Origin of the sequence: Actinomyces sp. 565 (assembly GCF_010365615.1) — a bacterium.
Taxonomy (GTDB): Bacteria; Actinomycetota; Actinomycetes; order Actinomycetales; family Actinomycetaceae; genus Actinomyces.
Genome location: NZ_PIZD01000066.1, coordinates 51,099 through 61,302 on the forward strand (window position 1 = coordinate 51,099; position 10,204 = coordinate 61,302).

The window sequence follows — 10,204 nt, forward strand, 5'->3', positions numbered from 1 at the left end:
TAGGATGGGGTCATGGCGGGTCTGATCAAGCGCGAGGACATCGATGCGGTGCGCGAGCGCGCCAGGATCGAGGACGTCGTCGGCGAGCACGTCACGCTCAAGAGCGGGGGAGTGGGCTCTCTCAAGGGGCTGTGTCCCTTCCATGACGAGCGCACTCCATCTTTCAACGTGCGCCCGCAGCTTGGCCTGTGGCACTGTTTCGGCTGCGGTGAGGGCGGGGACGTGATCGACTTCGTGCAGAAGATCAACCACCTGTCCTTCACGGAGGCGGTGGAGTACCTGGCCGGCCGCGTGGGGGTGCAGCTTCGCTACGAGGAGGGCGGGACCGTCAAGCGCGGCGTCGAGCCCGGCACCCGTCAGCGGCTGCTGGAGGCCAACCGCTTGGCCGAGGCCTGGTTCCAGGAGCAACTGGCCACCCCCGCCGCCCAGGTGGGCCGCGACTTCCTGACCGGACGGGGATTCGACCGCAATGCCGCCGCCCACTTCGGGGTGGGCTACGCCCCGGACGGTTGGGACAACCTTGCCAATATGCTCCGCTCGCACGGTTTCACCGAGCGTGAGCTGGTCGAGTCCGGGCTGTGTGGGCGCGGCAATTCCGGGCGCATCTACGATCGGTTCCGGGACCGGCTGATATGGCCGATTCACGACGTTACCGGCGCGCCGGTCGGCTTCGGCGGGCGGCGGCTGTCAGATGCGGACAAAACCGTCCCCAAATACCTCAACACCCCGGAGACCGCGATCTACCACAAGGGGCAGGTCCTGTACGGGCTGGACCTGGCCAAGAGCGAAATCGCCCGCGCCCACCAGATCGTGGTGGTCGAGGGATACACGGACGTGATGGCCGCGCACCTGTCCGGGGTGCCCACGGCGGTGGCCACCTGCGGCACTGCCTTCGGGCCGGACCACGTGCGCATCGTGCGCCGCCTGCTGGGGGATGCTGCCGATCCCTCCGCCGGGGTTATTGCCGGCAACCGGGCCCGCGGCGGCGAGATCATCTTCACCTTTGACGGCGACGTCGCCGGCCAGAAGGCGGCCCTGCGCGCCTACGGGGAGGACCAGCACTTTGCCGCCCAGACCTTCGTGGCCGTAGAGCCGCGGGGTCTGGACCCCTGCGACCTGCGCATGGAGGAGGGGCCGGACGCCATCCCGCGACTGCTCGGGCGGCGCGTGCCGCTGTTCGAGTTCGTGATCCGCGCCTCCCTGGCAAACCTGAACCTCGACACCGCCGAGGGGCGCGTGCAGGGCCTGCGCTCTGCCGCGCCCGTGGTGGCCGGAATCCGGGACCGGGCATTGAAGCGCGAGTACACGCGCCGATTAGCGGGCTGGCTGGGCCTGCCGGAGTCCGAGGCCGTGGGCGCGGTGCGCGCCAGTGAACGCCGGGGGATGCGGCCGGGTGGTCGGGCCGACGGCGCCGCGGGAGAGTACGGTCCGGGAGACGACTCCCTCACCGCGCCTACCGCCGAGCGGCCCGGACTGCCCCCGGTGACCGACCCGGTGGAGAAACTGGAGCGGCGCGCCTTGGAGGTCATCGTCCAGATGCCGCAGATCGCGGCGCGCGTAGGGGCGGACGACATCAACGCGGTGGCCTTCTCCGTACCGGTGCACCGTGCCGTATTCGAGGCGATCGAGGCCGCCGGTGGCGCCACCGAGGTCGATGGTCTGGTGCAGCAGGCGCAAGCGGCAGGGCTCGCGGCGGCGGAGGCGGTCAAGCGAGCCACCACCCGCTGGCTTGAGCAGGTTCGTGCCGGCGCCATCGGGCCGGTTGCCGCAGCGGTGACTGAGCTCGCCGTCGCACCGCTACCGCTGCCGGCTCCACGCGGCAACCGGGAGTCCGAGCCGGATTCGGAGGCACTCGAGCGCTACGCCGCGGGCATACTGTCCTCCCTGGCGCGCACGGGAATCAATCGGCGGCTGACGCAGCTGCGCTCGCGGCAGCGGCGCATGGATCCGAATGATGCCGGGTACCGGGAGCTGTTTGAGGAGATCGTGGGCCTGGAGAACCGGCGTATGCAGATGGCCCGACAGGGCTGAGCGCTGGAGCCCGCAAGGTGCTGCGCGCAGCAGCCGGGTGACGGGCTCCAGCGCCGCCCGCGGCTGCCGACGCCGCGAGTGATCCGGGACGATCCGGCTCACAGACCGCGTTCGCGCAGCTCCCGCATCGCCTTCGCCCGGTTCTTGCGAGACAGGCGGTCCAGGTAGAGGTGGCCGTCGAGGTGGTCGCACTCGTGCTGGATGCAGCGTCCCATGAGCTCCTCGCCCTCGACCACCACTTTCTTGCCGTCCAGGTCGATGCCCTCGGCACGGGCGTACCAGGCACGCTCGGTCGGGTACCACAGGCCGGGAACAGACAGGCAGCCCTCCTCGCCGTCTTGGAACTCGTCCTCCGAGAGCTCCACGATCTGCGGATTGAGGATGTAGCCGATTTCGCCGTCGATATTCCAGGAGAAGGCGCGCAGGCTAACGCCGATCTGGTTGGCGGCCAGGCCCGCCCGGCCGTCCTCGTCGACGGTCTCCAGCAGGTCCTCCACCAGTGACTTGATGGAATCGTCAATGTCGGTGATCGGGTCGCATACGGTGCGCAGCACCGGGTCGCCGATAATGCGGATGTCGCGATAAGCCATGCGCCCATCTTCGCACGTCCTGTGCCTTGCCCCGCGCGCAGCGGGGCGGGTTCCGCCTGCCACTGCCGCGGCGTCGGCCCGGTGCCTGAGGCCGCCCGCCCCGCGGCTACACGGTCTGCCGCGGTCGTTTGTGGAGGTCTGTCGGGGTGAAGCCGCCGGGGACTCGCGATTTACTCGGCCTGATCGTCTAGCCTGAGGAACGTGACACGCTTCAACAAGGCTGCCGGTCGCCCCGCGGCAGGGCACGGCATTGTCGGGCGCCTGCGGCGTCGGCGTGCCTGCCTGCCGCCGTCCTTGGCAAGCCTGGTACCTGCAGACGGGCGAGTGCTCGGGTCGGTGCCACTGGCCGACGACGGTTCCCGCTGGGCGGTGGCCACGCCCCGTTTTCTGACGCTGCTGGGCCCGGAGGGCGTGCAGGTGCACCGGGGCTGGCACCAGGTGGAGCACGGTCGGTGGGACGCGGACTCCTCGACCTTCACACTGAGCTGGTGTGATGACTCGCCGCCCCTTGTGCTGGTGGTGCCCGCGCAGATCAAGCAGGGGGAGGGGACGGCGTCGGTTGACATAGCGCCCTTCGCTCGTGCGCTGCGGCAGAGAGTCGAGTCCGCTCTGGTGTACTCGGTCACCGGGAAGTTGCCCAGTGGCCTGCAGGCCACCGTGAGCGTTCGCCGGGACAGCAGGGGACGCCTGTATACGGCCTCGAACCTGCCGCCGAGCAGGGCTGAGCGCCTCGACGATGGCGACCGTGCCGCCTTGGAGGAACTCCTACGCCGGGCACGTGACGGTGTGGGCCTTCCCACAGACTGATTTTCTGGCGCGATTAAGCCAATTCGCGAGGCGAGCCCGATTCGACGTCGGTGCCCGCGGCTTGCTAAAGTTCCACCCGCGTCAAACGCGATCCCGCGTAGCTCAATGGCAGAGCATCCGACTGTTAATCGGAGGGTTGTTGGTTCGAGTCCAACCGCGGGAGCCGAGCATAGGCCTCGCCCTCGCGGGTGGGGCTCTTTTCGTCTTCGGTTACAGCGGCGCCCGCGATTGCGGCGGTTGGCTCTGTGAGGCGCTGGACCCGTTCGGATAGCGCAGTGATCTGGTCGCGTAGGTCTGCGACCTGAGCACGTGTAGCCGCCTCCTGCTCGGCGTTCTCCTCTGTGACTAGGGAGATGATCCAGGAGGCGAGGGTGGCGGTCACCACACCGATCAGCGCTACGCCGCCAATCATGAGGAGTACCGCGGTGGCTCGGCAGCGGTTCGGTGAGTGGTTGATGGCGCCTGTCCCGGCGGCGCGGCGGGCGGGGAGTGTGGTGTGGCGATCGTGCTCGAGGGTCGTTCTCGGGCGGATGAGGTCGTATTCGCCGCGTGGGGGACGTTTTCGGGTTGATGGGGTCGTGCTCGGCCGGGCGCAGGGGGGGGCGTTTTGGGGCTGGCGAGGTCGTTGTCGGGCGTGCGAGGTCGTATCCGAGTACCCGACGCTGGCCGAATACGACCTAATACGCCCCACACCCTCCACATCGTGGAGGGTCTGGGGCTCACGAGGACGTTTTCGCCGCGTGGGGGACGTTCTCGGGCTGATGAGGTCGTGCTCGGCCGGGCGCAGGGGGTCGTTTGGGGGCTGGCGAGGTCGTATTCGGCCGGGCGCAGCGGGTCGTTTTGGGGCTGACGAGGTCGTCTTCGGCAGACCGGCCCCAGAACACAACCAACACCAACAGCCCCAGCCCAAACCCCCACACCCACAAACACGAAGAGCCGGTTATGGGGGCCCGGCGCTCCGCGTTCGGCGTCCAGCACCGCCAGGGAGCCTACGAAGGACAGTAGCGCCACGCTTCCTGCCGTGTATGCCATGATCTGCCCACGCAGCGCACTAAGTCGTTCGCGGGCTGGGATCCGTGAAATGGCCGCCTGCTGCGTGAGGATGGGAGGGCAGGCAAGCTGGAAAGCCTGCGGGCGGTTTGCCTCGAAGCTAGCATCCCTGTGTGGGCATGAAGATCACCCGTGAGGACGGCATTGAGGAGGAGTACGTGCTCCTCCTCGAGGAAGCGCTGCCCAAGCTCGGGCTTCCTCTCAGTAGCAATAGGCTGGACGAGTTCCGTGGCGGTGAGCAGTTCATCGGCGCCGCGGACGTGCTGAGGATGTGCGTCGAGCGCGGCATCGACGTCACCGAGGAAGCGCTGGTGCCCGTCGAGGAGGACACCATCCTGTTCGCGGACGACCCCTGGGAGACCGCCCGCCACTACTACGCGCAGATCGTCGGCCACATCGCCGTGATCCGCGCCCGCCGCGCCGTCGGCACGACCTGAGACGGACAAGACGTCTCAGTAACCGGTGAGGTCGGCCCGGCGGCTGGCATTGCGCCGTCGGCTCTGGCAGCATGAGACTGCACGCCGCGTGCGTCACGTCGAGCGCCCGGATGATTCGAGAACGTTGGGGAAGACGAATCTCGGAACAACCAGGAGGCGATCCCCGTGAACGGTGCATACACCCGCGGTGTACTTTTCGTGCACTCCGCGCCCCGCGCCCTGTGCCCGCACATTGAATGGGCGGTGGCCGAGGTGCTAGGTAGTCGTGTCCACTTCGAGTGGACCGACCAGCCTGCCGCACCCGGGATGATGCGCGCCGAGACCAGCTGGGTGGGACGTGTCGGTACCGGCGCCCAGCTCACCAGCGCCCTGCGGGGGTGGGCGAATCTCCGCTACGAGGTCACTGAGGAGGCGTCGCCCGGTTACGACGGCGGGCGCTGGTCGCACACCCCCGACCTGGGTATCTTCCACGCCCAGATCGATGTGCACGGCAACGTGGTAATCCCCGAGGACCGGGTGCGGGCAGCGCTGGCCCATTCCGACCAGCCCGCGGTCATGCGTCGCCAGCTGGATCTGGCCCTCGGACAGGCCTGGGACGACGAGCTCGAACCCTTCCGCTACGCCGGCGCCGGGGCGCCCGTGCGCTGGCTGCACCGAGTCGGCTGACTCATCGCCCGCCCGGCGCCTCGCCGCAGGTGCCCACAGCCGTATCTACCGGCCTCGGCACGTAAGTTCAGCCGAACTCGGTGAAGGGGCGGCGGGGATGCGGGTGAAGGCAAGCGCCACGTTGTGTCCGCCGAAGCCGAACGACGTGCTCACAGCCGCTTCCAGCCCGGGGGCGTCTCGCCCGGTCGGCCCCACCACGTCCAGGCCGAGTTCGGCAATGGCCGGGTCGACGCCGCCGGGCAGCAGCGTCGGCGGCAGCCACCGCTCCTGTAGCGCCATAATCGTCAGCACGGCCTCCAGGCCGCCGGCTCCCCCGAGCAGATGCCCAGTCAGAGACTTCGTGGCAGACACGCCTGCGGCCGGCACGCTGCGCGCGAGCACCGCAGCCTCCACCGCGTCACCGGCGGGGGTGGAAGTGGCGTGGGCGTTGACGTGCCCGACCTGCTCGGCCCGCAGGCCGCCGCGGCGCAGTGCCTCTCGCAGCGCCCGCTCCTGCTGCTCGCCGGAGGGCTGTGGGCGCACCGGATCGTAACCGTCGGCAGTCACGGCGGCGCCCGCAAGGCGGGCCAGGGGCTGGGCGCCGCGGGCCGCAGCATGCTCGGCGGCCTCCAGAACCAGCACGCCGGCGCCCTCCCCGAGCACGAATCCGTCGCGGTCCGGCGCGAAGGGCCTGGATGCGGTGGCGGGATCGTGGTTGCGGACGGACAGTGCCCGCATGGCGGCGAAGGCCGCCACCACCATCGGGTGCAGGGCTGCGTCCGTGCCACCTGCTAGGACCACATCGGCCCTGCCCAGGGCGATCAGGTCGGCACCGTAGGCAATCGCCTCCGCCCCGGAGGCGCATGCCGACACGGGTGCGTGCACACCGGCCCGCGCACCCAGCTCCAGGCCCACCGCTGCGGCTGGCGCATTGGGCATAAGTGCGGGAATCGCCGTCGGCGCCACCCGCCTGGGGCCGTGCTCGCGCAAGGCATCCCAGGCCTGCATTACCGAAAGCACCGGCCCTATCCCGGGGGAGAGGGAGACTGCCAGCCGCTGGGTGTCCACCTGCGGCGAGCCCGCCTGCGCCCACGCCTCCTGGGCTGCCACCAGCGCGCACTGGCTGGAGCGGTCCAGGCGTCGCCGCTGCCTGGCGGTGAGCGTCTCGCCGGGCTCAACGGCGAGCGGCGCACCGATCTGCACCGGCAGCTCGCCCGCCCAATCGGTAGCCAGTGCGCGTACTGCCGGGTGGCCGGCACGCAGCGCCCGCCAGGTGCCGGGTACATCGCCGGCCAGCGGGTTAGTGCTTCCCAGGCCCGTGACGACGATGCTGCGGGAGGTCAGTGCCCCGGGCCCGGATGCGGGTGGTGGCAGTGGCATCCCGCTCAGGCCCGCCGCTTGCTGACCAGTTCCACCAGGGCCTCTACGGTCGGGAGGGTGGGGATGAGGGAGTCATCCAGGGCGATCCCGAAGCGCTCCTCCACCTGGGTGGCGATCGTAAGCAAGCCCAGGGAATCGATGTCCAGGTCGTCGGCGAAGCGGGATGCCGGGGTGACCAGAGAGGTATCGACGCCGGCCTCCTCGGCGACAATCTCGGTAACGACGGCGAGGACGTCGGTGGGCGCGTCAGCCATGAGAACTCCTAAACCAGTGATGTGGGTTTGAACTGCGGTTGAGTAGAGCGGGAGGATGGCGCTACGGGCGCGTAGCGGTGCCCTGCATGCGCGGGAAGTCCCGTTATGTTGTGGGACTATTGTCCCACATAGGGTGGCTGTTCGTCCTCTCCGGTGGCCAGGCGGCCCACAATGACTGCCAGGTGCAGGACCAGGCCGTCGCGGGCGTCGGTGGCGTCCCAGCCGATCTGCTTGCTGACTCGCCCCAGCCTGTAGCGCACGGTGTTGGCATGGACGAACAGGGTACGTGCGGTCATCTCCAGGCTCCGGCCAAGGGCCAGGTACGTGGCGACGGTCTCCTCGTATAGGTCGCCCATGGCTCGCAGCGGCTCGGTCACCAGAACCTGAATCTGCTCGGCGGCCAGGGGGTCCCCCGCAAGCATCCGCTCGGGCAGCAGGTCGTCTGCGCGTACCGGGTTGGGCGCCTCCGCCCAGCCGGGCAGGGCACGCAGGCCCGCCAGCGCGGAGCGCAGCGAGCGGCCGGCCTGAGCCACGCCTGAAACCACCGGTCCGATGACCACGGCCCCGCCGAGGCTGGAGGCGATGCGGTCGGCCGCGGTGGCCAGACCCTCCGGGGAGGGCGCGGCCCTGTCCCCAGTCTCCTTTTCCGCCTGGCCGCCGAGCACCACGACCACCGAGTCGCCGTGCACGGACACCAGGCAGTCGCTGACGTGTTGTCGGCATTCATGGCGCAGGCGCGATGCGGCCAGGGCATCGAGCGTCGTGCGGGCGACGATCACAATCACGGGGCCGGTGCCCCTCCAGCCGGCCGCGCTCGCGCGCGTGGCCGCGTCCTCGGAGGAGTCGTGCAGCATGGCGTCCACCGCGACCGACTCCAGGCGGGCGTCCCAGGCGCCGCGTGCCTCCGCCACGCGGGCATACACCTTTGCCGCGGCGAAGCCGACGTCACGGCCGAAGGTCAGGACATGGAAGCGGACCGCATCATGATCGGCAGCCGGCACCGCGTCCGGGGCCTGCTCCTCCACGACGTCGACGACGGTGCGCACCAGCTCCAGGGTCTGCTCCAGCGTGACCGTGCCGGTCAGGGCCACGGGGGCGACGTTGAAGATCTCCGAGGGGGCGGCTGCGTCCGACTGCTCGCCCACCGAGTCGACGAACATGCTCACCCCCAGCCGGGCGACCGTCTGGATCTGCGCCCGGGATGTGGCCGGCAGCGTGTTGTACCACGGGTGCGCCGCACTGATGCGGTCCAGGGAGTGCTCGATGAGGGTATTCTGCGCCTGCCGCAGAGCGGTGACCGACGGGGCGCTGAGCTGGTCCATGTGCTGATGCTAGCGAGCCGACGCCGGGAAGCGAACCGCCGTACCTCGACGGCAGCCTCTAACGGGTGTCAATCGCGTGGTTATTCCATGACCCTCGGTAGGGTCGGGCCGGGGGAGGTGCCGTCGACTCCACTACCGGCCCGGCTTGACGACGGCCCGCGCATCGCGGCACGGAGTTAGGGAAACGCCATGGCTTCACCAGCAACCCGCACCGAGGAGGACCTGCTCGGTACCCGCCAGGTTCCCCTGGACGTGTACTGGGGGATTCACACCCTGCGCGCCACCGAGAACTTCCGCATCTCCAAGGAGTCCGTTGGCGACCAGGAGGAGTTCGTGCGGGGCATGGTGGAGGTAAAGAAGGCCTCCGCCCTGACCAACAAGGAGCTGGGCACCATAAGTCCGCAGATCGCCGATGCGATCACCTGGGCGTGTGACCAGGTGCTGGTGGAGGGGCGCTGCCTGGACCAGTTCCCCATTGATGTATTCCAGGGCGGTGCGGGTACCAGCGTCAACATGAATACCAACGAGGTGATCGCCAACCTGGCCCTGGAGCACCTGGGCTACGCCAAGGGCCGCTACGACATCGTCAACCCCAATGACCACGTCAACAAGTCCCAGTCCACCAATGACGCCTACCCCACAGGGTTCCGCCTGGGGGTCTACCGTGCCGTCAACGGACTGGAGATGGACCTGTGCGACCTGATCGACGCCCTGCTGGCCAAGGGCAAGGAGTTCGCCGACGTGCTCAAGATGGGCCGCACCCAGTTGCAGGACGCGGTACCCATGAGCCTGGGATCGGAGTTCCGCGCCTTCGCGGAGCTACTGGACGAGGAGATCCCCCGGCTGATGAACAACTCGGCGCTGCTGCTGGAGGTCAACCTGGGGGCGACGGCGATCGGCACCGGCCTGAACACTCCACCCGGATACCGCCAGGCGGTGGTACGCCACCTGCGTGAGGTGACCGGGCTGAGGGTTACCGGTGCCCACAACCTGCTGGAGGCCACCGGTGACACCGGCGCCTACGTCTCCATGCACGCCGCCATCAAGCGCCTGGCCGTGAAGCTGTCCAAGATCTGCAATGACCTGCGGCTGCTGTCCTCCGGGCCGCGTGCGGGCCTGGCCGAGATCCGGCTCCCGGAGCGGCAGGCCGGCTCCTCGATCATGCCCGCGAAGGTCAACCCGGTTATCCCCGAGGTGGTTAACCAGGTTTGCTTCAAGGTGATCGGCAACGACCTGACGGTGACGATGGCGGCCGAGGCCGGGCAGCTGCAGCTTAACGTCATGGAGCCCGTGATCGCCCAGGCGTGCTTCGAGTCGATCCGGCTGCTGCGTCACGCCCTGGTGACGCTCAGGGAGCTGTGCGTGGTAGGTATTGAGGCCAATGCGGAGGTGTGCCGCCGTAACGTCATGAACTCCATCGGCATAGTCACCTACTTGAACGAGGTGATTGGTCACCGCAACGGTGACCTGGTGGGACGTGAGTGCGCCCGGAGCGGGCGCAACGTCCGCGAGGTGGTGCTGGAGATGGGGCTGCTGGACGAGGCTACGCTGGATGAGCTGCTCAGCCCGGAGAACCTGATGCGCCCGCGCTACCGGGACGCCGGCCACCACTCAGGCTCGGGCGAGGATGCGCGTGCCGTGGTTGAGGGTTGAGGCAGGGGCGGCGTCGGCGGGTTGGCCCGCCGACG

At 69.1% G+C, this 10,204-nt stretch carries 9 protein-coding genes, 1 tRNA gene and 2 pseudogenes; 6 read left to right on the forward strand and 6 right to left on the reverse strand.

Features of this window, described 5'->3' with window-relative positions:
• Nucleotides 1-12: 12 nt before the first annotated feature.
• The gene (gene dnaG / locus GZ997_RS11030) at nucleotides 13-2,031 is read left to right on the forward strand and encodes a DNA primase (protein ID WP_162679920.1); all 2,019 of its coding nucleotides are present in this window, start codon (nucleotides 13-15) and stop codon (nucleotides 2,029-2,031) included.
• A 98-nt stretch (nucleotides 2,032-2,129) separates the two neighbouring features.
• On the opposite strand, the gene def is transcribed toward dnaG, so the two are convergent.
• Nucleotides 2,130-2,621 carry a peptide deformylase gene (def, locus tag GZ997_RS11035; RefSeq protein WP_161924193.1) on the reverse strand — a complete coding sequence of 164 codons (492 nt, stop codon included), beginning with the start codon at nucleotides 2,619-2,621 and terminating at the stop codon, nucleotides 2,130-2,132.
• A gap of 201 nt (nucleotides 2,622-2,822) precedes the next feature.
• Here def and GZ997_RS11040 point away from each other — a divergent pair, with 201 nt between their 5' ends.
• Both GZ997_RS11040 and GZ997_RS11045 read left to right on the forward strand, forming a co-directional pair.
• Nucleotides 2,823-3,428, forward strand: a complete 606-nt coding sequence (locus GZ997_RS11040; protein ID WP_343212330.1) for a hypothetical protein — start codon at nucleotides 2,823-2,825, stop codon at nucleotides 3,426-3,428.
• A 91-nt stretch (nucleotides 3,429-3,519) separates the two neighbouring features.
• Nucleotides 3,520-3,591: transfer RNA gene (locus GZ997_RS11045), tRNA-Asn, on the forward strand.
• On the opposite strand, the pseudogene GZ997_RS12850 reads toward GZ997_RS11045, so the two are convergent.
• Nucleotides 3,553-3,846: pseudogene (locus tag GZ997_RS12850) on the reverse strand (two pore domain potassium channel family protein); the annotation flags it as partial. The gene GZ997_RS11045 and the pseudogene GZ997_RS12850 sit on opposite strands and share 39 nt — an antisense overlap.
• 530 nt (nucleotides 3,847-4,376) lie before the next feature.
• Nucleotides 4,377-4,481: pseudogene (locus GZ997_RS12855) on the reverse strand (two pore domain potassium channel family protein); the annotation flags it as partial.
• Between the two features lie 116 nt (nucleotides 4,482-4,597).
• On the opposite strand from GZ997_RS12855, the gene GZ997_RS11055 reads away from it, so the two are divergent.
• Nucleotides 4,598-4,915, forward strand: coding sequence for a hypothetical protein (locus GZ997_RS11055; protein WP_161924139.1), 318 nt, complete (start codon nucleotides 4,598-4,600; stop codon nucleotides 4,913-4,915).
• 165 nt (nucleotides 4,916-5,080) lie between these two features.
• Nucleotides 5,081-5,581: a DUF3145 domain-containing protein gene (locus GZ997_RS11060; RefSeq protein ID WP_162679921.1), complete on the forward strand. Its 501-nt coding sequence runs from the start codon at nucleotides 5,081-5,083 to the stop codon at nucleotides 5,579-5,581.
• 45 nt (nucleotides 5,582-5,626) lie between these two features.
• Here the strand turns inward: GZ997_RS11060 and GZ997_RS11065 are convergent, their stop codons facing one another.
• The 3 genes from GZ997_RS11065 to GZ997_RS11075 all read right to left on the reverse strand — a co-directional run bounded on the left by GZ997_RS11065 (nucleotide 5,627) and on the right by GZ997_RS11075 (nucleotide 8,516).
• Nucleotides 5,627-6,940, reverse strand: coding sequence for a beta-ketoacyl-[acyl-carrier-protein] synthase family protein (locus GZ997_RS11065; RefSeq protein WP_162679922.1), 1,314 nt, complete (start codon nucleotides 6,938-6,940; stop codon nucleotides 5,627-5,629).
• Between the two features lie 5 nt (nucleotides 6,941-6,945).
• Nucleotides 6,946-7,194 carry an acyl carrier protein gene (locus GZ997_RS11070; protein WP_162679923.1) on the reverse strand — a complete coding sequence of 83 codons (249 nt, stop codon included), beginning with the start codon at nucleotides 7,192-7,194 and terminating at the stop codon, nucleotides 6,946-6,948.
• A 116-nt stretch (nucleotides 7,195-7,310) separates the two neighbouring features.
• Nucleotides 7,311-8,516, reverse strand: a complete 1,206-nt coding sequence (locus GZ997_RS11075) for a helix-turn-helix domain-containing protein (RefSeq protein ID WP_161924136.1) — start codon at nucleotides 8,514-8,516, stop codon at nucleotides 7,311-7,313.
• Between the two features lie 189 nt (nucleotides 8,517-8,705).
• Between GZ997_RS11075 and aspA the strand changes: the two genes are divergently transcribed.
• Entirely contained in the window at nucleotides 8,706-10,169 is a 1,464-nt protein-coding gene (aspA, locus tag GZ997_RS11080; protein WP_162679924.1) for an aspartate ammonia-lyase, read from the forward strand.
• Nucleotides 10,170-10,204: the final 35 nt, after the last annotated feature.

Excerpts from the sequence above, each read along its gene's own strand:
- aspA (WP_162679924.1), top strand. The coding sequence starts at position 8,706 with ATGGCTTCACCAGCAACCCGCACCGAGGAGGACCTGCTCGGTACCCGC.
- GZ997_RS11055 (WP_161924139.1), top strand. The coding sequence starts at position 4,598 with ATGAAGATCACCCGTGAGGACGGCATTGAGGAGGAGTACGTGCTCCTC.
- def (WP_161924193.1), bottom strand. The coding sequence starts at position 2,621 with ATGGCTTATCGCGACATCCGCATTATCGGCGACCCGGTGCTGCGCACC.
- GZ997_RS11075 (WP_161924136.1), bottom strand. The coding sequence starts at position 8,516 with ATGGACCAGCTCAGCGCCCCGTCGGTCACCGCTCTGCGGCAGGCGCAG.
- GZ997_RS11065 (WP_162679922.1), bottom strand. The coding sequence starts at position 6,940 with ATGCCACTGCCACCACCCGCATCCGGGCCCGGGGCACTGACCTCCCGC.
- dnaG (WP_162679920.1), top strand. The coding sequence starts at position 13 with ATGGCGGGTCTGATCAAGCGCGAGGACATCGATGCGGTGCGCGAGCGC.
- GZ997_RS11070 (WP_162679923.1), bottom strand. The coding sequence starts at position 7,194 with ATGGCTGACGCGCCCACCGACGTCCTCGCCGTCGTTACCGAGATTGTC.